The 21,771-nt window shown below is 59.3% G+C and carries 21 protein-coding genes; 13 read left to right on the top strand and 8 right to left on the bottom strand.

Going from position 1 to position 21,771, the window contains the following annotated elements; genetic code table 11:
- Positions 1–140: 140 nt before the first annotated feature.
- Positions 141–1,187 (bottom strand): sugar ABC transporter substrate-binding protein, encoded by a 1,047-nt coding sequence (locus ASG35_RS26710; protein WP_082508635.1) that lies wholly within the window; start codon positions 1,185–1,187, stop codon positions 141–143.
- A gap of 105 nt (positions 1,188–1,292) precedes the next feature.
- On the bottom strand, positions 1,293–2,204 hold the full coding sequence (locus ASG35_RS26715; protein WP_056364785.1) for a LysR family transcriptional regulator: 912 nt from the start codon (positions 2,202–2,204) through the stop codon (positions 1,293–1,295).
- 80 nt (positions 2,205–2,284) lie between these two features.
- Between ASG35_RS26715 and ASG35_RS26720 the strand changes: the two genes are divergently transcribed.
- The 3 genes from ASG35_RS26720 (at position 2,285) to ASG35_RS26730 (ending at position 6,209) form a co-directional block, all read left to right on the top strand.
- A complete protein-coding gene (locus ASG35_RS26720) occupies positions 2,285–3,259 on the top strand; it encodes an NAD(P)-dependent oxidoreductase (RefSeq protein ID WP_082508636.1) in 975 nt (324 codons plus the stop codon).
- Positions 3,260–3,280: 21 nt separating this feature from the next.
- A complete protein-coding gene (locus ASG35_RS26725) occupies positions 3,281–4,792 on the top strand; it encodes an aldehyde dehydrogenase family protein (RefSeq protein ID WP_056364791.1) in 1,512 nt (503 codons plus the stop codon).
- A 73-nt stretch (positions 4,793–4,865) separates the two neighbouring features.
- Entirely contained in the window at positions 4,866–6,209 is a 1,344-nt protein-coding gene (locus ASG35_RS26730) for a DUF3100 domain-containing protein (protein WP_056364795.1), read from the top strand.
- A gap of 16 nt (positions 6,210–6,225) precedes the next feature.
- Here the strand turns inward: ASG35_RS26730 and ASG35_RS26735 are convergent, their stop codons facing one another.
- Positions 6,226–7,167 carry an LLM class oxidoreductase gene (locus ASG35_RS26735; protein ID WP_056364798.1) on the bottom strand — a complete coding sequence of 314 codons (942 nt, stop codon included), beginning with the start codon at positions 7,165–7,167 and terminating at the stop codon, positions 6,226–6,228.
- A 152-nt stretch (positions 7,168–7,319) separates the two neighbouring features.
- On the opposite strand from ASG35_RS26735, the gene ASG35_RS26740 reads away from it, so the two are divergent.
- From ASG35_RS26740 to ASG35_RS26755, 4 genes are all read left to right on the top strand, one after another.
- The gene (locus ASG35_RS26740) at positions 7,320–8,072 is read left to right on the top strand and encodes an SDR family NAD(P)-dependent oxidoreductase (protein WP_056364800.1); all 753 of its coding nucleotides are present in this window, start codon (positions 7,320–7,322) and stop codon (positions 8,070–8,072) included.
- Between the two features lie 62 nt (positions 8,073–8,134).
- Positions 8,135–9,454, top strand: coding sequence for an MFS transporter (locus tag ASG35_RS26745; RefSeq protein WP_056364803.1), 1,320 nt, complete (start codon positions 8,135–8,137; stop codon positions 9,452–9,454).
- 27 nt (positions 9,455–9,481) lie between these two features.
- The gene (rhmD, locus tag ASG35_RS26750) at positions 9,482–10,660 is read left to right on the top strand and encodes an L-rhamnonate dehydratase (RefSeq protein ID WP_056364806.1); all 1,179 of its coding nucleotides are present in this window, start codon (positions 9,482–9,484) and stop codon (positions 10,658–10,660) included.
- 18 nt (positions 10,661–10,678) lie between these two features.
- Positions 10,679–11,461 carry an SDR family NAD(P)-dependent oxidoreductase gene (locus tag ASG35_RS26755; protein ID WP_056364809.1) on the top strand — a complete coding sequence of 261 codons (783 nt, stop codon included), beginning with the start codon at positions 10,679–10,681 and terminating at the stop codon, positions 11,459–11,461.
- Between the two features lie 23 nt (positions 11,462–11,484).
- On the opposite strand, the gene ASG35_RS26760 is transcribed toward ASG35_RS26755, so the two are convergent.
- The gene (locus ASG35_RS26760; protein WP_056364813.1) at positions 11,485–12,438 is read right to left on the bottom strand and encodes a LysR family transcriptional regulator; all 954 of its coding nucleotides are present in this window, start codon (positions 12,436–12,438) and stop codon (positions 11,485–11,487) included.
- 149 nt (positions 12,439–12,587) lie between these two features.
- On the opposite strand from ASG35_RS26760, the gene rhaM reads away from it, so the two are divergent.
- The 6 genes from rhaM (at position 12,588) to rhaS (ending at position 18,515) form a co-directional block, all read left to right on the top strand.
- Positions 12,588–12,902, top strand: coding sequence for an L-rhamnose mutarotase (gene rhaM / locus ASG35_RS26765; protein ID WP_056364816.1), 315 nt, complete (start codon positions 12,588–12,590; stop codon positions 12,900–12,902).
- Positions 12,903–12,954: 52 nt separating this feature from the next.
- Positions 12,955–13,845: an amidohydrolase family protein gene (locus ASG35_RS26770; RefSeq protein WP_056364818.1), complete on the top strand. Its 891-nt coding sequence runs from the start codon at positions 12,955–12,957 to the stop codon at positions 13,843–13,845.
- An 11-nt stretch (positions 13,846–13,856) separates the two neighbouring features.
- Positions 13,857–15,380 (top strand): sugar ABC transporter ATP-binding protein, encoded by a 1,524-nt coding sequence (locus tag ASG35_RS26775; RefSeq protein ID WP_056364820.1) that lies wholly within the window; start codon positions 13,857–13,859, stop codon positions 15,378–15,380.
- Positions 15,380–16,420 carry an ABC transporter permease gene (locus ASG35_RS26780; protein WP_056365998.1) on the top strand — a complete coding sequence of 347 codons (1,041 nt, stop codon included), beginning with the start codon at positions 15,380–15,382 and terminating at the stop codon, positions 16,418–16,420. The genes ASG35_RS26775 and ASG35_RS26780 overlap by 1 nt, the downstream gene beginning before the upstream one ends.
- On the top strand, positions 16,413–17,414 hold the full coding sequence (locus tag ASG35_RS26785; protein ID WP_056364823.1) for an ABC transporter permease: 1,002 nt from the start codon (positions 16,413–16,415) through the stop codon (positions 17,412–17,414). Before ASG35_RS26780 ends, ASG35_RS26785 begins: the two co-directional genes overlap by 8 nt.
- 75 nt (positions 17,415–17,489) lie before the next feature.
- Positions 17,490–18,515 carry a rhamnose ABC transporter substrate-binding protein gene (gene rhaS, locus ASG35_RS26790; protein WP_056364827.1) on the top strand — a complete coding sequence of 342 codons (1,026 nt, stop codon included), beginning with the start codon at positions 17,490–17,492 and terminating at the stop codon, positions 18,513–18,515.
- A gap of 157 nt (positions 18,516–18,672) precedes the next feature.
- On the opposite strand, the gene ASG35_RS26795 is transcribed toward rhaS, so the two are convergent.
- From ASG35_RS26795 to ASG35_RS26810, 4 genes are all read right to left on the bottom strand, one after another.
- Positions 18,673–18,987: an H-NS family nucleoid-associated regulatory protein gene (locus tag ASG35_RS26795; RefSeq protein ID WP_056364829.1), complete on the bottom strand. Its 315-nt coding sequence runs from the start codon at positions 18,985–18,987 to the stop codon at positions 18,673–18,675.
- A 400-nt stretch (positions 18,988–19,387) separates the two neighbouring features.
- The gene (locus ASG35_RS26800) at positions 19,388–19,633 is read right to left on the bottom strand and encodes a hypothetical protein (RefSeq protein ID WP_056364833.1); all 246 of its coding nucleotides are present in this window, start codon (positions 19,631–19,633) and stop codon (positions 19,388–19,390) included.
- Positions 19,634–19,842: 209 nt separating this feature from the next.
- Positions 19,843–20,832 (bottom strand): LLM class flavin-dependent oxidoreductase, encoded by a 990-nt coding sequence (locus ASG35_RS26805; protein ID WP_056364837.1) that lies wholly within the window; start codon positions 20,830–20,832, stop codon positions 19,843–19,845.
- Between the two features lie 116 nt (positions 20,833–20,948).
- Positions 20,949–21,761 carry a phosphate/phosphite/phosphonate ABC transporter substrate-binding protein gene (locus tag ASG35_RS26810; protein ID WP_056364838.1) on the bottom strand — a complete coding sequence of 271 codons (813 nt, stop codon included), beginning with the start codon at positions 21,759–21,761 and terminating at the stop codon, positions 20,949–20,951.
- Positions 21,762–21,771 lie beyond the last annotated feature (10 nt).

Raw genomic sequence — 21,771 nt, forward strand, 5'->3', positions numbered from 1 at the left:
TCCACTATCGGCATCGCGCCGTTTCTTAGCAAGGCTAATAAGGAAATAACGGTTTATATATTTCTGCACAGTCGGATTTTCCGCAGTTGGAGCGCAACAAGTCGATGGCGTTATGAAACGCCCGCCGACCGCGTTTCTTTTTATTTCCCCTTGTCCTGCCCAAGCATCTTCTGCGCTTGCGCCGCGTTTTCTTTGCTTACGAGAATTGAAGGCACGTAGGTCGCGGGCGGTATCGTGCGATCACCGGCGAGATAACGCGCGACGCTATCAACGGCTGTCTTGCCGATCAGGTAAGGCTGTTGCGCGACCACGGCCGCCGCGCTCGATTGCTCATCCTTCACGAGCATCACGGCCTCGGGACTTCCATCCACCCCATAAGTCCGGATCTCGCCGCGTTGCGCTGCATCTACGGCCTGGGTCGCGCCCACTTGCGGCCCGTCCCACGCAGCCCAGATTGCTTGCACGGTGCCCTTCGGATATGCATCGAGCAATCGCGCAATCTGCTCGCGCGCATTCTCCACCGTGTCCGGGATGACTTCATGCAACTCGGGCTGGATGATCGTGATCTTCGGATACCACTTCAGCACCGCGCGCAGCATCTCGTAGCGGATTGCATCGACGGGCGTGTTATAGAAACCGTTGAACACGAGTATCTTTCCTTCGCCACGAAGATCGTTGACGAGCTTCAACGCCAGCTGCTCGCCAATATAAAAGTTATCCGATGTCGTCACGTTGATGCTGGACGGGCTGGCGGTATCGACGGTGAAAAGCGGGATACCCGCCTCACGGATTTTCTTGAGGTACGGTTCAAGTAGCGCCGCCGATCCAAGCTGTTCAATGATCGCGTCAGGCTTCTGTTCGATCAGTGCCTGCAACTGCGCTATCTGCTTACTGTCGTCGCGGCCTGCGTCCATGGGAATGGGCGTGCCGCCGAGCCTTTTGACTTCATCGATTTGTCCTTGATACGCCTTCAAATCCCAATAGTGTTCCGTACCGGCCACGCTGATGCCTATCCGCTTGCCCTTGAGCGTAGGCGTGGTATTCGCATGCGCGATGGCGTCCGCGGACGGCGCTGCGATCGCAGCGCACGTCTGCAGAATGAGCAGCGTCGCGATAATAAATCCAGCCAGCGCGTTGCATCGTGGAAGCGTTGCGTTGGTCTTTGTAGTGCCGTGCTTGGTGACCATGATGGATCGTGACGAAGCGTGATCGCGGAGTTAATGAAGGACATAAAAACCAGATCGTACGTCCTGGACACTCATTTTAGAGTCTTCACTAACTGCGGCCCACGTTCAACGAAACGCTCTCATCTGCGAGGACATCAACTGCAGCATCTTGTTCGATGCCACCGACAACTTTCGTCCCGCACGCGTGACGAGATGCGCCTCGGCTTTCTTCAGAATGGGATGATCGATTTCGATGGCGAGCAGTTCACCCGCCACAAGCTCGGTCGTAACAGCAAACGCAGGCAATACCGCGAGGCCCAGGCCCGACTTTGCGAACTGCTTGAGGATGTTGATGGAATTGGTTGTGACGATGGGATCGAGCCTGACCTTCTCTGCAAACTCGACCGCCTGAAGCATCTGGCGCGTGCCGTAGGTCGCGTGTGTGGCCGCGAGCGGATAACCGGCCAGTTCCTTCACGCTCATGGTTTTTTGCTTGGTGGTACGAATGAAATTCGGATTGACGATTGCCATCATCGGTTGCTGCTTGATGGCACGCGATACGATTTTCGGTTCGGCCGGCGGGTTATACACAAGTCCAATCTCGCCTTCGTCTTCCGAGATCCGGCGCATGACATCGTTTGTGCTGCCCAGATCGAGATTGATCTTGATGCCCGGATAAAGCTTGCAGAAATGCTGCATGGGTCCGGCCAGAACGTCCGATACAAACCCTTCACCAAGCACCACGCCGACGGTCCCCGTTTTCAACCCGCGCAATTCCTGCAGACGGGAAATGAAGTCGTCCTTGTGCGCGAGCTGCTCGCGAAAATACTCGATCAGATATTGCCCGGCCTCCGTTGGCCGCACGCCACGTGCGTGCCGCTCGATCAGCGTGGCGTCCAGTTCCGTCTCGAGCAAGCCGATCTGCCGGCTCACGGCCGATGGCGCGACATCCAGCCAGTCGGCGGCAGCGCGGATCGTGCCGCAACGGACGGCTTCAAAAAAATAGACGATTCGGCTTTCGGTGAGGTTGTCGGCCATGGCTCGGGTCTCGCGCGTGCTTGCGAATGGGTGGTCCGAAGAGTGTTCTAAAAATTGGAACGATTTCAATATTGGCGTTGATGGATTATAGGGTCTTGCGAGCCGAAGATAAGCATTCCAAACGCGCTCGCGACGGACAGACCTTTTCTTTCCGGCCGGCAGCGTATTCGCAATGGAGTGGATTTATGCAGACGGTTGGGGTTATCGGATTAGGAAACATGGGGCGCGGCATGGCGCTTTCGCTCAAACGCGGTGGTTATGAAGTGCTCGGGTTCGACGCGGCGCCTGGCGTGGCAGCGGCGCTCGAAGCGCAAGGCGTCTCGCCGCGTACATCTGTTGCAGATATTGCGCGCGATGCCGATGTGCTCGTCTTGTCGCTGCCGACATCGGCGATCGTGGAAGAGGTCGTGCTCGGCGAAGGCGGTGTTGCGGCGCACGGAAAGGCGGGGCTCATTGTTGTCGATACCACCACGGCCGAGCCAAACAGCACACGCAAGGTTGCGGCCGCGTTGGCGGAGCTGAAGATCGGTTTCGTCGATGCTCCTGTGAGCGGCGGTCCGAAGGGCGCGGCGACGGCGACCATGACCATGGTCCTCGGCGGTTCCGAAGACGACGTCGCGGCAGTCGAGCCGATCCTTGCCGTGATGAGCGCGAAGCGCGTTCACGTTGGCCCCGTCGGCGCGGGCCACGTCACAAAGATCATCAACAACTTGCTGACAGGCGTGCATCTGCTCGCAACGAGCGAAGCGGTGCGCGCGGCAAAAGCAGCAGGCGTCGATCCGCAGAAACTCGTCGAAGCGCTCAACGGCGGTTCCGGGCGCAACAGCGCGACGCTCACAAATTTCCCCACGTGGATCTTCACCGACACGTTCGATTCTGGTTTCACAATGAAACTGATGCGAAAGGACGTGCGCCTCGCGATGGACTTGCTGCACGCTCAGGACATTGATGCACCCATTGCAGCCGAAGCCGGACGTCTCTGGGCGGAGAGCTCAAAGACGATCGGCGACGGCGAGGACTTCAATCGCATCGTGCAATTCATCGAAGAAAAGTAAGCGAATTCTGGAGAAGCAAAAATGGAAAACAACGCAGCAGAAAACCTGTTGGCAGCCTTCGCACATTTCTTTCCGAACGCGAAGACGATCGGATCGTACGTTGGTGGCGAGTTGATAGAAGGAACGGGCGAACCGATTCAGCTCTACGATGCCGCCACCGGCAAGCCGAGCCTTTCGTATAAAGATGGCGGCGCGGCTATCGTCGATATCGCGGCGGACGCCGCCCAGCGCGCGCAAAAACAATGGTGGGCAATGACTCACGCTGCACGCGGCCGCGTGATGTTCGACATTGCCCGCGAGTTGCGACGCGATACCGAAAACCTCGCGCGTCTGGAATCGATGGGATCCGGAAAACCCATCCGCGATTGCCGTGGCGAAGTCGCGAAGGTCGCCGAGATGTTCGAGTATTACGGCGGCTGGGCAGACAAATTTTACGGCGATGTCATTCCCGTTCCAACGTCTCATCTGAACTACACGCGCCGCGAACCGGCGGGAACGGTCCTGCAGATAACGCCTTGGAACGCGCCGGTTTTCACATGCGGATGGCAACTTGCACCCGCTATTTGCATGGGCAATGCGGTATTGCTGAAGCCATCGGGGATGACGCCTTTCACGTCGCTCGTGGTCGCCATGCTCGCCGAAAAAGCGGGTGCACCGAAAGGCTTGATCAACGTCCTTGCAGGCCTCGGGCAGACGGTGGCGCAAGCTGCAATCGCCCACAAGGCCGTGAAGAAAGTCGTGTTCGTAGGTTCTCCGGCAACCGGCATTCGTATTGCCGAAGCCGCGGCGAAACGCGTGCTGCCGTGCGTGCTTGAACTCGGCGGCAAGTCGGCCAACATCATCTTCGCTGATGCCAACCTGAAGCATGCCGCGCTCACCGCGCAAGCCGCGATCTTCGCCGGCGCGGGCCAGAGTTGCGTGGCGGGATCGCGTCTTCTCGTGCAACGCTCGGTCTATGACGAGTTTGTCGGCATGGTCGCGTCGGGCGCGCGCAAGATCAAGGTGGGTCTTCCGCTCGATGACGCCACTGAAGTCGGCCCCATCAACAACGTCACGCAATACAAGCACGTGATGAAGATGATCGCGAGCGGCATCGAGGCCGGCGCGACGCTCGCGGCGGGATCGGCGGAACAATTGGATGGCGGTTACTTTGTATCGCCGACAGTGCTGTCGAACGTAACGAACGAGATGGACGTCGCGCGCACCGAAATTTTCGGACCGGTGGTGGCCGCCATTCCATTCGATACGGAAGAGGAGGCGCTCGCCATTGCGAACGATACCGAGTTTGGTCTCGCGGGCGCGGTCTGGACGAATGACGTTGGCCGTGCTCATCGCGTGGCAGGTCAGGTCAACGCCGGAACCTTCTGGATCAATGGCTATAAAACCATTAATGTCGCGTCTCCATTCGGCGGCTATGGTATGAGTGGATACGGCCGCTCGAGCGGCGTTGAAGCGTTGTATGAATACACGCAGACCAAGAGTGTCTGGGTTGAAACGGCTAAAGAACCCGCAACGACGTTTGGTTATCTATAGCACTTTTATAAAACTACCTGTCCTTCGTCGCCGATAAAAACAAGCGAATACAGGGACCTAAAGGGAGCAACACATGGCAAGTACGTTGGCCGCGCAACAACGGGGCAGTGATGGCTTGAGGAGCGCGAAGCTCTTCTTTTATGCAGCAATCATCCTGCTCATTGCCGAATTCATCGGCTCGTTCACGTTCAAGGTCGGACCGGGAAAAGTCGTGTTGCTCCCGATGATCTGGGCGCTTCTTCTCGGTGCCGCTTTAGGTTTGGCAAGCGGCCGATGGAGCGGCGTTGCGCGGCTCGACGTCAAGACGCAATTCCTCGCGGCCGCCATTCTTCAGCCGGCGCTTTTATTGTTTGTCGCGAAGCTGGGTTTGCTGGTCGGTGGTGCGTTGCCCAAGCTCGTTGCATCCGGATGGGCGCTTGCGTTTCAGGAACTCGGCCATTTTGTCGGGACCATCCTGCTTGGCTTGCCGCTCGCATTGCTGCTCGGAATCAAGCGTGAGGCGATCGGCGCGACGTTTTCCGTGGGGCGTGAACCGAGCCTTGCGATCATCGGCGAAAAGTACGGCATGGACTCGCCAGAAGGGCGCGGCGTGCTCGCCGAGTATCTGACAGGGACGGTCTTCGGCGCGGTGTTCATCGCAATTCTTGCCGGCTTCGTTGCGAGCTTGAACATCTTCCATCCGCTCGCTTTGGCGATGGGTTCCGGCGTCGGATCGGGCAGCATGATGGCGGCGGCATCGGGCGCGATCGCCGCGCAGCAGACGCCCGAAATGGCGAAGGCCGTGCTGACGTTCGCTGCCGCGAGCAATCTGATCACCACGACTATCGGCACGTACTTCACGCTCTTCATTTCGTTGCCGATGGCCGTGTGGGGTTATCGTATTCTCGAGCCGCTGATCGGGCGTACGAGCCGTGCATCCAACGCATCGCAGGCCATAGAAGACGACCGTCCGAAGCTCGGCGATGTCGAAACTGCTACGCCTGAACTGGGATATCGCGGCAAGCTGGTTGCGTGGGGCGTGACCGCGGTATTCGCGCTCGGTTGCGACTGGATCACGCACGGCACTACGCCGTTTTCAGGTTTCCCCGGCATGCTGATCATGGTGCTCGCGACCATTGTGGGCGACGCAATCTATACCTTCAGCGGGCGCAAGATTCCGGCGGTTTGCTGGGTCTCGATTGTTGCGATGTTCCTGACATCGCCGTGGTGCCCGTGGGCGTCGCAGATATCGGCGTATAGCGCGCAGAACGATTTCCTGAGCATCACCACACCCATGTTGACGTTCGCGGGTCTTTCCATCGCGAAGGATATTCCCGCGTTTCGCCGGCTGGGATGGCGCATCGTGCTGGTATCGTTCGTGGCGAATGCGGGCACGTTTTTAGGCGCTACTTTGGTGGCGCAGATATTTCATGTGTGAGCGGACATTGCGCGGTTTACGCCGGGGTTTTGAACTCCGGTAAAACCTCTGCCGCAAGCTCTTCGAGCATGTCGCGAGGCGTCCGTTTCGATGCCTGAAGGTTCAGCGTGATGTGATGCGTGCCGCTATCGCGCATCTTCTGCAGAATCCCGATGAGATCACTTCGCCCTGTCCTGTATCCCAGCGTTCTCGGCTCGGCGATTTCGTTTTTATCGGCGGCGAGATCGAGGCCCATTGCCACGCCGAAGGCACGAAACTCGCCGGGCGCAACCCGGTCGACCGCCGTCCTCCACATGCTGTATCGCGCGCGCTGCTTTTCCGGCTCGCGGTGATACGTCATCCAGCCGATCGAATTGCGCGCGATCCAGTCGACGCTCTGACCGCCCGATCCGACAGCGATCATTGGAACGGGCGTTGGTGTCTTGGGCAGCAGAAAGAACTCCGGAGCGTCGGGCGGCGATTGATCAGGGATCACGCGCGCTTCGTGTTCAACCGCGGACGCGACCGTATCCCAGTTTCGCCGATATAGCTCGCGCCGCGCGTCTGCATCGACACCAAACGCCGCGTATTCATGCGGACGATCGCCGGAACCAAGGCCGAGGATAAACCGGCCGCGACTCAGCGTATTCACCGATACCGCGCCCTTCGCAATATGCAGCGGATGCCGCAACGTCAGCACGATTGCGCCGCTTGCAAGCGCGATATTCCTGGTGTGCGACGCCAGTGCGCCGAGAAAAACCCACGGATCCAGATGCCCGACCGGATCGGGATAGTCGTTGCTGTTCAAGGGCACATCGCGCACCCAAAGCGCGGCGAAGCCGAGCTTATCGGCGAGTTTGGCCAGCTCGATCTGTTCGCCGAAGTCGGCGACGGCATTGCCCGATGGCAGCATCGGCAACGTCAAGCCAACCGAAAGCCGGCCTTCGGTGAACACGCTGTGTTGAATCAGATCTGGCATTGCCACTCCACATATTGGAACACTCGCGAAATGCTATCACTGCACAGCGATCCGGTTTCGCTATCGCATCATCGAATACTCGGATTGTTCGGCTATGACTTGGCCTTTATAGTGCTTCCATCAGCAGAATATATCCAACACAAGGAGACACGATGAACCAGATCGATCTGGCCGGACGGAGCGTGGTGATCACCGGCGGCGCGCGCGGTATCGGTTATGCGGTAGCGCAACGGGCGTTGGCTTCGGGCGCGGAAGTCGCGCTGTGGGACATCGATTCCGAGCGGCTCGAACGCGCGCGCGGCGAATTATCGAAGGACGGAAAGGTCAGCGTTGCCGTGGTCGAACTGACCGAGGAAGCGTCGGTTGAACAGGCTGTCCAGCAAACGCTGGAAGCACATCGCAAGATCGACGTGCTGATCAATTGCGCCGGCATCACGGGCGGCAACGGCACGACGTGGGAGCTTGCGCCCGATGTCTGGCGTCGTGTAATCGATGTAAACCTGATCGGCCCGTACCTCACATGCCGCGCAATCGTGCCGCATATGCTGAAGGAAGGGTATGGGCGCATCGTGAATATTGCGTCGGTGGCCGGCAAGGAAGGCAACCCGAATGCATCGCACTATAGTGCTTCGAAAGCGGGTCTGATAGGACTGACCAAGTCGCTCGGCAAGGAACTCGCCACGCGCGGCATTCTGGTGAATGCAGTCACGCCGGCCGCCGCGAAAACCGAAATTTTCGATTCTATGTCGCAGCAGCACATCGACTACATGCTCTCCAAGATTCCGATGAACCGTTTCCTTCTGCCGGAAGAAGCGGCGTCGCTGATCCTGTGGCTGAGCTCCGAAGATTGTGCTTTCAGCACGGCTTCCGTGTTCGATTTATCCGGTGGCCGCGCGACTTATTAAAGCGCACTGCTTCACGCGGGCCAGGCCCGCAATGTCACCAATAACAATATCCGGAGACACGCATGAGCGAACACGCCAATGCGGAAGACGCCGTCACCGCGCGCGTGATGCGTCGTCTGCTGCCGTTCCTGCTGCTGATGTACATGCTTGCGTTTCTCGACCGGGCGAACATCGGCTTCGCACAGAAAGCGCTTCAACACGACACGGGTTTATCGAACGCCGCTTTCGCATTCGGCGCGGGCATATTTTTCGTGGGGTATGCGCTCTTCGAAGTGCCAAGCAATTTGTTGCTGCATCGCGTGGGTGCGAAGCTCTGGATGTGCAGGATCATGGTGACGTGGGGGCTGGTGTCGGCAGCAATGGCCTTCGCGCACACGGCCACGGCGTTCTATGTTTTGCGCTTCGCGCTGGGCGTGGCGGAAGCGGGTTTCTTTCCCGGCATCGTTTATTACCTCACGCGATGGTTCCCGCAATCCGCGCGTGCGAGAGCATTGGGAATATTTTATTTCGGCGCACCGCTCGCGTTCATTTTTGGTAGTCCGATGTCAGGCGCTTTGCTCGAACTGCACGGCGCGCTTGGATTCGCAGGATGGCAATGGCTTTTCCTGGTCGAGGGCGTGCTTGCATCGATCGTCGGCGTGTGGGCATTCTGGTATCTCGACAACGATCCATCGAAAGCGGGATGGCTCAATGCCGATGAGCGCAGCCTGCTGATCTCGCGACTGGATCAGGACGCCGCCACTGCATCCGCGCATGGTCCCCGTTCCGTGCTTGCCGCACTGGTCGATCCACGCGTGCTGGTTTTATCGGCGGTGTATTTCCTCATTCAGATGTCCGTGTATGGCGTGATCTTTTTTCTGCCGCAACAAGTGGCCGCTTTGATGGGCGCGCATGTCGGCGCGAAGGTCGGGTTCGTCACGGCGATCCCTTGGTTGTGCGCGGTGCTCGTGACGTGGATCGTGCCGCGTTACGCCGATCGTCATGCGCAACACAGGCGGCTGGCGGTCGTGATGCTGGTTGTCGCGGGACTCGGCATCGCGATCTCGGGGCTTGCAGGCCAGCCGCTGATTTCGTTGATCGCGTTGTGTTTTGCAGCCAGCGGATTGATTGCCGCGCAGCCGCTCTTCTGGACTTTTCCTACGCATTACCTCACAGGCGCCGCAGCGGCAGGCGCTATTGCGTTGATCAATTCGCTCGGCAGCCTCGGCGGTTTCGTTGCGCCGATGGTCCGCACGAGCGCCGAGCGTATCTACGATTCAACCAGCGCCGGTCTGGTGCTGCTCGGTCTCGTTGCGGTGCTCGCGGCGATCGCCATCATCGTGTTCGTGCGCCCGGCGCGAACCTCTGCTTACACGCCTGGCGAACGCGCCAAAGCATCCTGAACATCAGAACCCAAACGGAGTCCGATCATGTCCATGCCCACCATTCGCCACGTCCGCGCGTTCACCGTTCGCGGCGGCGGCGCCGATTATCACGACCAGGGCGCCGATCACTGGATCGACGACCACGTCTCCACGCCAATGGCGCGTTATCCCGAGTACCGGCAAAGCCGGCAATCGTTCGGATTGAACGTGCTTGGTTCGCTGGTCGTCGAAATCGAGGCAAGCGATGGAACCGTCGGCTTTGCCGTGACCACGGGCGGGGAGATTGGCGCGTTCATCGTGGAGAAACATCTGGCGCGATTCCTCGAAGGGCAGCGCGTGACCGACATAGAAAAGATGTGGGACCAGATGTACTTCGCTACGCTCTATTACGGACGCAAGGGGATTGTGCTGAACGCAATTTCCGGCGTGGATCTCGCTCTTTGGGATTTGCTTGCAAAGGTCCGCAAGGAACCGGTGTTCCATCTTTTGGGTGGACCCGTTCGCGACGAACTGCAATTCTATGCAACCGGCGCGCGTCCGGATCTGGCGAAGGAGATGGGGTTTATCGGCGGGAAGATGCCGTTGCAGCACGGACCGGCTGAAGGCGAAGAAGGGCTCTTGAAGAACATTGCCAAGCTCGCCGATATGCGCGCGAAGGTTGGCGACGATTTCTGGCTGATGTTCGATTGCTGGATGAGCCTCGACTTGAATTACGCAACGCGTCTCGCGCATGCCGCGAAAGAGTATGGCTTGAAGTGGATTGAAGAAGCGCTGCCGCCCGACGACTATTGGGGTTACGCCGAACTGCGCCGTTCGGTGCCGCGCGGCATGATGGTGACGACCGGTGAGCATGAAGCCACGCGCTGGGGTTTCCGTATGCTGTTTGAAATGGGCTGTGCCGATCTCGTGCAACCCGACGTTGGCTGGTGCGGCGGCATCACGGAACTGATCAAGATATCGGCGCTGGCCGACGCGCATAACGTGCTGGTCGTGCCACATGGTTCGTCGGTGTACAGCTATCACTTCGTGGTGACGCGCCATAACTCGCCGTTCGCGGAGTTCCTGATGATGGCGCCCAAGGCCGACGAAGTCGTGCCCATGTTCAACCCGCTTCTGCTCGATGAACCCGTGCCCGTGAACGGCCGGATGAAAGTGCCGGAGACGCCGGGCTTCGGCGTGCGGCTCAATCCTGAATGCACGCTGACGCGTCCTTATTCACACTGAGGTTTGTAGAGGTCAATCGTGCTGCTCGAAAACAAAGTGGTGATCGTGACCGGCGGATCGCGAGGCATTGGCCGCGCGATCGCGGTGGCCTGCGCGAAGGAAGGCGCGGACGTCGTGCTGAACTATTGGGGCGATAACGATCGCTCGTATGGGCGTTTATCGGCGGTGGAAGAAGTCACCGGCGAGATAGAACAACTCGGCCGTCGCGTGATCGCCGTGGAAGGCAACGTGGCGGAGCGCGAGACGGGTATCGAACTTGTGAAGCATGCCGTGGATGCATTCGGTCACGTCGATGTCCTCGCGAGCAACGCCGGCATCTGCCCGTTTCATGCGTTTCTGGACATGCCGGCATCAGTGTATGAAGCGACCGTTGGCGTGAACCTGAACGGCGCGTTCTACGTCACGCAGGCGGTGGCGAACCAGATGAAATTGCAGGGCACGGGCGGTGCGATTGTCGCCACGAGTTCGATCAGCGCGCTCGTTGGCGGCGCAATGCAGACGCATTACACGCCGACCAAAGCGGGCGTGCATTCGCTGATGCAATCGTGTGCGATCGCATTGGGACCTTACGGCATTCGCTGCAACTCGGTGATGCCAGGCACGATTGCGACCGACCTCAATGCCGAAGATCTCGCCGATACCGAAAAACGTGCGTACATGGAAAAGCGCATTCCGCTGGGACGACTGGGTCAACCTGACGACGTCGCCCAATGCGTGACGTTCCTTGCCTCCGATCGCGCGCGGTACGTGACGGGTGCGTCGTTATTGGTCGATGGCGGTTTGTTCGTCAACCTTCAGTGAGGCCCGGTGAGGCTTAGTGAGGCTCAATGAGGTTCGGTGAGCGAGCCGGCCGAATATTTGCGCAGCAGCGCGATGCAATATTCGGCAGGTTCGCTGAGCGTTTCATGTTTGCGTCGAAGAAGGCCGAAGCCTGAGAGACTCTTGCCAATTTCGATGGGCAACTCGACCAGCAAATGCGCGCGCAAGTAGTCGCGCACGACGGACTCGGGCAGCATCGCAACGGCATCGCTGTTTTGCAAAAGCTGCAGCGTCGCGAAGATCGACGCGCATTCAACAATGTTGGAAGGCGATGCAAGCTTGGCGCGTGCAAGTTCTTCTTCGAACAACGCGCGTGCGGGACTCGTGATCGGTTGCAGGATCCACGGCCATGAGATCAGCGCATCGAGTGAAAGCGGTGTTTGTTTTCCGAGCGGATGACCGGCGCGAACGACAAGCCGCATCGCTTCACGCGAAAGCGGTTCGAAGTCGAAGTCGTTGTGTTGCAGCGGCGTAGTGAGGCGGCCGAGCGCCAGATCCACTTCCCGCCGATGCAGCAGTTGCACGACCTGGTCGCTCGTCTCGCCGAGAATGCGCACGTTGAGGAGAGGCCGCTCGCTTTTGAGTTCCGCGATGGCCATGGCGAGCACGTCGGGCGCGGCGCCCATGATTGCGCCGACTGTCAGTTGTCCATGACCGCCGCGCCGTTTGCTTTCGAGGTCGGCGGCGAAGCGGGTGAGATCGGCGAGTGAACGGCGCGCGTAGGCGAGTGTGGTGACGCCGAGCGGTGTGGGTTGCATACCGCGTGCATTGCGCTCGAACAGGAGGAAGCCGAACGCTTCTTCTATGTCGCTCAGCATGCGGCTTGCGCTGGGCTGCGCGACGTTGATGGCCTCTGCCGCCTGATGCAGGTTGCGGGCGTCGTCGAGTGCGACAAGCAGCGCAAGATGCTTGAACTTCAGGCGATTGACAAGGGCGATCTGGGAGACGTTTTGGGTCATTGGAACTCTCGCGATGAACTCCGCTCTGCGATCCGGTTTTGCGATCGGCTGATCCTTACTTCGGATTGTCATGTTATCAGCCGGCGAATTATAGTCGTAGCCAAACGACGCTACGCCGTAGCTTCAACACTTATAAAAGGCAGGCCGCAATGGAGACGATTGCGTTCAGGATGACCCTCAAGCCAGGCATGCGCGATGAATACGAACGGCGTCATCGCGAGATCTGGCCCGAACTGGCGGAAGCCTTGCGGCACGCCGGCGTGCGTGATTACTGGATCTTTCTCGACGAACCCACCAGCCAACTGTTCGCCACGCTCAAGCGTGCGCCCGATCACGGCATGGACGCGTTGCCCGATTTGCCCGTGATGCGCAAATGGTGGGACTACATGGCCGAACTCATGGAAACGAATCCCGACAACTCGCCGGTGCAAACCGCGCTCGTGCCGGTCTTTCATCTTCCCTGATCGCGCTTATTGTTTCGGTTTGCTTTCAGCTCTTCGGCACGAGGACATATTCATGCAGGTTGTCGATCCGCACATTCATCTTTGGGATTTGAAAACGCATCATTATCCGTGGCTCGCGAACCCGGGGAAGTCGTTCGTGGGCGACGCACGCGATCTGAAGCACGACTACCTGATCGACGATTTTGTGAGCGAGACGGGATCGGTGCAGGTGCTGAAAGTGGTGCACGTGGATGCCAATCACGATCCGGACGATCCCGTCGAAGAGACGCGCTGGCTGCAACAAGTCGCCGATAACGAAGGACGCGGCTTGCCAAACGCAATCGTGGCGGGCGCGGATCTGTCGGCGGAAAACACGCATGAAATACTCGAGTCACACGCAGCGTTCAAGAATACGCGCGGCATTCGCCAGATACTGAATGTGCATTCGAATACGCTTTACAACTATGTGAACCGGCACTTCATGCGCGAGACGCAATGGCGCAAGAACTTCGCGCTGCTGAAGCAATATTCGATGTCGTTCGATCTGCAGTTATATCCGTCGCAAATGCACGAAGCAGCTTTGCTTGCGCACGAACATCGCGATACGCAGTTCATCGTGAATCACGCCGGCATGTGCGCGGATCGCGATTCGGCTGAAGGGAAGGACGAGTGGCGTGACGGCATGCGTGCGCTCGCAGCGTGCCCGAATGTGTCGGTCAAAGTGAGCGGCCTCGCGATGTTCGATCACGAATGGACCGTTGAAAGTTTTCGGCCTTACGTGCTTGAAACCATCGATATATTCGGTTGTGACCGGTCGATGTTTGCATCGAATTTTCCCGTCGATCGTTTGTTCGCCACGTACGAAGGACTGTGGAAGGCGTATGCGTCTATCGTGAAAGATTTCAGCAATACAGAAAAAGATGCGCTCTTTAAAAGCAACGCAGAGCGAATCTATCACATCTGAAGGAGACAGGCATGAGCACGAATCAAACGCCTCGGCTGGAGTTGACGCACGCGAGCAAGTCGTTCGGACGCGTGCGCGCGCTCGGCGACGGCAGCCTCGCATTATGGCCGGGAGAAGTGCATGCGCTGCTTGGTGAAAACGGCGCGGGCAAGTCGACGCTGGTCAAATTGCTAGCGGGCGTTTATCAACCTGACTCGGGCGAGTTGCTCGTGGGCGGCGTGGCGCGTACGTTCGCGAATCCCGCTGAAGCGCGCGATGCAGGTCTCGCTGTGATTTATCAGGAACCCACCTTATTCGCTGACCTCTCGATAGCGGAAAACATCTACATGGGACGTCAGCCGCGGGATCGTATCGGCCGGATTCGTTACGACGAAATGAACCGCGAAGTCGATTCACTGCTGCAATCGCTCGGCGTAAATTTGCGGGCGGAACGCCTGGTGCGCGGTTTGTCGATCGCCGATCAGCAGGTGGTCGAGATCGCGAAGGCGCTTTCACTGAACGCAAACGTGCTCATCATGGATGAACCCACGGCGGCGTTATCGCTGACTGAAGTCGAGCGTCTTTTCGCAATCGTGCGCGCGTTGCGTGAACGCGATGCCGCCATCCTGTTCATCACGCATCGGCTCGATGAAGTCTTTGCGTTGACGCAGCGCCTGACCATCATGCGCGACGGCATGAAGGTTTTCGATGCAATGACCGCCGACATGACGATCGATTCCATCGTGAGCAAAATGGTTGGACGCGATCTCGACACGTTCTATCCGAAAGCCGATGTTCCGCCGGGAGAAGTCCGTCTTTCGGTGCGCAACCTCACGCGCGATGGCGTGTTCAAGAATGTTTCCTTCGATGTCCACGCGGGCGAGATCGTGGCGCTTGCCGGACTTGTCGGCGCCGGACGCAGCGAAGTTGCGCGCGCGATCTTCGGCATCGATCCGGTGGATTCAGGTGAGGTGAAAATCGCTGGCAAAACGTTGCAACTCGGTCGCCCGCAAGCAGCGGTTCGCGCCGGACTCGCGCTTGTTCCCGAAGACCGACGAGCGCAAGGTCTCGCGCTGGAGTTGAGCATTGCACGCAATGCGTCGTTGACCGTGTTGGGGCGGCTCGTCAAACACGGGCTGATATCGGCGCGCAGCGAAACCAGCCTGGCATCGGAATGGGGCACGCGTCTGCGCCTGAAAGCAAGCGACCTGGACGCGCCCGTCGGCACGCTTTCCGGTGGCAACCAGCAGAAGGTCGTGCTCGGAAAATGGCTTGCCACAGGGCCTAAAGTGCTGATCATCGACGAACCCACGCGCGGTATCGACGTGGGCGCCAAGGCCGAGGTTTATAGAACGCTTGCCGAGCTCGTGAAAGAAGGCATGGCAGTCCTGATGATTTCCAGCGAATTGCCCGAAGTCCTCGGCATGGCCGACCGTATTCTCGTGATGCACGAAGGGCGCATCAGCGCCGACATTGCACGCGCCGATGCCAGCGAAGAACGCGTGATGAGTGCCGCGCTCGGCGCTTCGCCATCCACGCTTGGGAAGGCCGCATGATGACCCGACATTCTTCCGCAATGCCGGCCGTGCACGCGCCCAAAGCCAAACGTCGCAACGTGCTGGCCGAACTCGTCCGCAGCCGCGAGGCGACGCTGTTCGTGGTGCTGATTGCGTTGATTGCGGCCACCGCTGCGGTCAAACCCGAGTTCCTCAATCTGCAGAACTTGCGCGACGTATTGCTCAACGTATCGATCATTGGCTTGCTTACCGCGGGCATGACGGTCGTGATGCTGATGCGGCACATCGATTTGTCGGTGGCTTCCGTGGTCGGCGTGAGCGCGTATTCGGTTGGCGCTCTCTACGTGATGTTTCCGCACATGCCGATCATCGTCGCGATGCTTGCCGGGATCGCGATCGGATTCCTGATCGGCGCGGTGAACGGAACGCTCGTGACATTCGGGCGCGTGCCTTCTTTGGTCGCCACGCTATCTACGCTGTACATCGTGCGCGGTGCGGATTACGCGTGGGTCCATGGCGGACAGATCAACGCAACGAGCCTTCCCGATGCTTTCTCGCGCATTGCCACCGGCTCGCTGCTCGGCATTCCGAACCTCGTGTTGATAGCGGTCGTGGTGCTGGTCGCGATCGGCGTTTACCTGAAGCAATATCGTGGTGGCCGCGAACATTACGCGATCGGTTCGAACCCCGAAGCCGCGCGTCTCGCGGGCATTCAGGTCGAGCGCCGCGTGATGATCGGCTTTCTGTTGTCGGGCGCGATTGCGGGTCTTGCAGGCGTTCTGTGGCTCGCGCGATTCGGTACTGTCGATGCCAGCACGGCCAAAGGTATCGAATTGCAGGTCGTGGCTGCAGCAGTCGTCGGCAGTGTGGCGATCACCGGCGGCGTGGGCACGATCATGGGCGCGACGCTCGGCGCGCTCGTGCTCGGCGTGATCAACATCGCGCTCGTGGTGCTGCGCGTGTCGCCGTTCTGGCAACAGGCAATTCAAGGCGCGCTGATCGTTGCGGCGATCGCGCTCGACACATTGCTGGCGCGTTCCGTCGCGCGCCGCATGATGAGGAAACGCGATCATGGCTAAACCCGATTCCGCACTCGCGCTCACCAAGCGCCGGCATCTCTCGTGGGAGACCATGCTCGTGGTCGTCCTAGTGCTCGCATTGGTCCTCGGACGCGTGTTGTCGCCGATGTTTTTATCGAGCGCGAATCTTTCCAACATGCTCGCCGACTTCACCGAGATTGCGTTGATCGCGTTGCCCATGACGCTGATCATCGTCGCGGCCGAAATCGATTTGTCGGTGGCGTCGGTGCTTGGTGCATCGAGTGCGCTGATGGGCGTGCTGTGGCACATGGGCTTGCCGATGCCGCTTGTGATCGTCATCGTGCTCGTTGCCGGAACGCTTGCCGGGCTCTTCAACGGTCTCGTGATCGTGCGCTTCAACTTGCCATCGCTTGCTGTCACCATCGGCACGCTGGCGCTGTTTCGCGGCCTTGCCTACGTGTTGCTCGGCGATCAGGCCGTCGCGGATTTTCCGGCTTCATACACGTCGTTCGGCATCGATACGATCGCGGCTTTCCTGCCAATGCCCTTCGTGCTCGTGATCGTCGGCGCGATCATTTTTACGGTGCTGCTGCAAGCCACGCCCTTTGGCCGCAGCCTCTACGCGATCGGCGCGAATCCGGTTGCCGCGCAGTTTTCGGGCATCGACGTGGCACGCACCAAGCTCAAGCTTTTCATGCTCTCGGGTGCGATGAGCGCGCTCGCCGGCATCGTCTACACGCTGCGTTTCACGAGCGCTCGTGGCGACAATGGCGAAGGCTTCGAACTGTCGGTGATCGCGGCCGTGCTGTTCGGCGGCGTCAGTATTTTCGGCGGACGCGGTTCGATGATCGGCGTGCTGTTGTCGTTGCTGATCATCGGCGTGTTGCGCAATGCGTTGACTTTGTCCGACGTCTCCAGCGAGACGCTGACCATCGTCACCGGCGGTTTGTTGCTGTCGTCGGTGCTGATTCCGAATCTTGTTGCACGTTGGCGTGTCATGCGTGAAAAACGCTTGATGACGCAGACGCTTTGAAGAAAGTTGGCTTTTTAAAACCAGCGTGAAGACTCCAAAAAAACGGAGCGGCGCGCGACATCAGGAGACACAGGCATGTTCAAACCCTTTCACTCACTTCGCGGTCCGGTGCTATGCGCTGCGCTGATCGCGATCTCCGCAGCGGCCACAGTGCCAATCAGCGCGGCCGCCGCCGATCTGAAGAAGGACCTGAAGATCGCGTTCTTGCCGAAGCAGATCAACAATCCGTATGAAGTCATCGCCGACGACGGCGGCCTCGCAGCCATCAAGGAGATGGGCGGGCAGGGCAAGGTGGTTGGACCATCGGATGCAGGCGCTTCGTCGCAGGTGCAATACATCAATACGTTGATTACGCAACGCCAGAACGCGATCGTGGTCGCGGCCAACGACGCGAACGCCGTTGTCCCGTACTTGAAAAAGGCGATGGCGCAAGGCATCAAGGTCGTCACGTTCGACTCCGATACCGCGCCCGACGGCCGGCAGATTTTCGTGAACCAGGCGAACTCGGAATCGATTGGACGTGGACAGATCCAGTTGTTATCGAAACTGGTGGGCGGCGAGGGCGAGTTCGCGATCCTTTCGGCCACGCCGAACGCGACCAATCAGAACACCTGGATCAAGTACATGCAGGAGGAGTTGAAGAAGCCCGAGTATTCGAAGCTGAAGCTCGTGAAGATCGCCTACGGCAATGACGACGACCAGAAGTCGTTCGTCGAAACGCAAGGCTTGCTGCAGGCGTATCCAAACCTGAAGGGCATCATCTCGCCAACGACCGTGGGTATCGCGGCAGCCGCGCGTTATATCTCGACGTCGCCGGCCAAAGGCAAGGTGATGGTGACGGGCCTCGGCACACCGAACCAGATGCGCGCGTTCGTGAAGAACGGCACCGTCACGGCGTTCCAGTTGTGGGACCCGGGTCAACTCGGTTATCTCGCGGCGTACGCGGCGGCCAACCTCGCGTCGGGCACGATCACCGGTAAAGAAGGCGACAGCTTCGAAGCGGGCAAGCTCGGCAAGCGCACGGTGGGCAAGAGCGGCGAAGTCGTACTTGGGCCGCCGACGACGTTCGATTCATCGAATATCGATAATTTCAACTTCTAATGCAGTAGCAATAGCCACGATGAAAAACGCCCTTCGGGGCGTTTTCAAATGGTTTCAGAGCGCGGCTTCAGAATACGCGCGGCAACGTGTTTCCAGGCCAGTCCGCAAGGACGCAGCCCCATACACGTCTGCCAGGCGGCACCTCAATCCGGCAGCTTCAAACCCTGTAGAACTCTATATCTTGCCCGGCATGCACGGCGCGCTTTAGCCACTCCGGCATTTCACCTTCTCCGTCCCACGTGTCGCCGCTTGCATTTCTGAATACCGGCGTAGCGCCATTGGCGTTCTCCGGCATTTGAGGCATTGAAGGTAACGCGCGCTTGGTGGCGCTCGAACTCTTCGTCAACGGGGGTGGAGTAACAGAAGCCTGTGCTTCGGCCAATGCTTCAGCCAAGGCGGTTTCGGAAATGCCGAACTCAGCCATTCGGCTGCGCAAATAGGCAATGATGCTGTCTCGCTTTCTTTCGTCCACGGCTGTCCTGATTCAGCTTTTACTTTCTTGAAGGCGAGCCATCTGCCCGCGCGGACCGGGGCGGCTCGAGGAATATGTGGGTTGACTAAAATCGTGCCGCGCTGAATGGCACGCGTTAATTAGTGTAATACCGCAAATCACCGCATTACTCGCAGCGGCCAATAATGCGCTGCTGCAAATGCGATTCTACAAACTGGTTACTGTGGTTGTGATCGGTGTGAAGCGTCAAGTTGCCGATTCAGCGGCTGTGGCTCACGACCCGATCGGTGCACGACTGGCGGCTGGTCTCGTGTTTCGGAAACGCCTTCAACACAGCCGCTAATTCACAATTTGTCCGACACCCGCGGGCGCCACGAAGAAATGATAGCGCCGAATGCCGCTATTGTATGCCTAAATCATTTTAACGATTATGTTGCTCGCCTGGCAATTCCGCACCGTGGGCGCGAATTGCTGCAATCAATTCAGCCGGCGTGATTTCATAACGCACTTCACGATGAATGCCCGCTTTCCTTTCATCGATTTCAATCAGCAGAACAGCCTTGCCATCGGCCGCCGGCTCGAGGCGCAACGTACGCACTTCCTGACCGGTTGCTTCGTCATGCTCCGTCAGCAAGGTCATGGATCCTGTGGCGGGACTTCTGGCCATTCTCATTCTCCCTTCCGAAAACTGACATTGTGTTGTCGAGACCTATCGTTCTTTCGTAAGCACGTCAGGCACTAAAAACGGGCATCGCGCGACAAAGCGTCGGGTCAATGACCTCATTATTGCTTGTCAAAACGATACCCGTCCAGTCTTGGAGCATGTGTTCGCTGCTCCGCTTTCGTCCCGAAAGAGCGTAGCCAGAACGCGGTGCCTTACAACGACAACGCCGTGCGCGCCTGCGCCGTGATCTCGAATGAACGCAGCCGCGCGGCTTGATCGTAGATTTGCGCCGTGACCATCAACTCGTCAGGCTGCGTCTGTTCTATCAGCGAGGCCAGGCCCGCTTCCACTTCGCGCTGGTCGCCGATCACGGAGCACGCCAGCGAATGATCGACGCCCGCACGCTCCGCATCGTTCCACGGAATCTGTTTCACGGGCGGCGGCAATTGTCCGGGCGTGCCGCGGCGCAGATTGATGAACTGCTGTTGCAGCGACGTGAACAGGAACTCGGCTTCGTCGGTGGTATCGGCGGCGAACACGTTGACGCCGACCATCGCATACGGGCGATCGAGTTGCTTCGACGGACGGAATTGCGACCGATACACCTGCAACGCGGTCAGCAAATAATCCGGCGCGAAATGCGAAGCAAATGCAAACGGCAGGCCAAGTGCGGCGGCGAGCTGCGCGCTGAACGTGGATGAACCCAGCAGCCAGATGGGCACTTCGAGCCCGGCGCCCGGGACGGCGCGCACGCGCTGCCCCTCCACGGGTTCGGCGAAAAAGCGCTGCAGTTCCACGACATCGTCCGGGAAACTGTCAGCGCTGCCTTGCAGATCGCGACGCAGCGCGCGCGCCGTGGTCTGGTCGGTGCCAGGCGCGCGTCCTAGCCCGAGATCGATACGTCCCGGAAACAGCGACGCAAGCGTGCCGAACTGTTCTGCAATCACGAGCGGTGCATGGTTGGGCAGCATGACGCCGCCGGAGCCGACGCGAATCGTGCTGGTGCCCGCGGCAACGTGTCCGATCACGACCGATGTCGCGGCGCTCGCGATCCCGGTCATGTTGTGATGTTCGGCCAGCCAGAAGCGCAAAAAGCCGAGTTTTTCGGCATGCTGCGCGAGCTCGCGCGAGTGGCGGAATGCGTCGGCGGCGGTCGATCCGGCCGGGATCGGGGAGAGGTCTAGAACTGAAAAGGGGATCATTGCGGCTTCCTGACTTCGAGCGGGCGGCGTGCGAACAGGCGGGCGAAACGCACGCCGTTATCGCGAGGCTAAATGCCGATTGTGCCGAAAGTCTTGAAAGTCTGCCGTGACCGGGCTCAGGCGAGGCGTGGATAACCGCGCTTCGCAGCATCCTTTTCGATATCGATGATGGACGAATAGTCAGCCAGCGGGCGCTGGACGAAACCGGCGAGCTTGAGGCGAGCGGCGAGCGGCGGATCCTGGGAAACAGCGTGGGAAAGGGCGGCCCGCAACGCATCGATTCCGTCGGGTGGAACTTTCTTCGACGTAATCAGCGGCAAGCCAGGCGACGAAGCCGTTACGCCGATCTCGATCACGCCATCGGCGAGGTCTGGAAGCTGTTCGCGCACGAAGGCGAAGGTCACGCAGTCGATGGCGGCGATATCCGCGCGATCATCGTGCAGCGCTTCGAGCGACGCCAGATGGCCGCCCGTTTCGATCACCGACGCAAAAAACGCACGGCCACCGGCAAGCGGCGCGACCGCGTGACGCAGCAGGCTCATGCCGCTGTTTGAATCAATGCTGTTGTATGCGGCGCGCAGGCCACGGCTGCTTGCAAGCGATGTCACGCCCGCCGCCTTTCGGGCCACGAGCACGCTTCGATACGCCCCGTTCGCGCAGCCATCGACGGAAAAAATCGGGGTCGTGACAAGTTGCACGCGGTCGTGCAACGCGTGCATCAACGGATAACCGCAGGTCTGCGCGAGGAGCAGATCGTCGCGCAGCCAGAATTCGGTGAGCGACGTGGTGGGATCGACGAGTTCGAGCGAATCGCCGCGGGCATCGAGCCACGGCTGAAGGTGGCCGTGTACGTGTTCCAGTAGAACGCGCCAGTCGGCCGCGAGCCTTGGCGTGACGTTGTACATCGGTAAAGCTGCAAGCCAGTTCATGCAGATTCGT

Source organism: Burkholderia sp. Leaf177 (assembly GCF_001424345.1).
Lineage (GTDB): Bacteria > Pseudomonadota > Gammaproteobacteria > Burkholderiales > Burkholderiaceae > Caballeronia.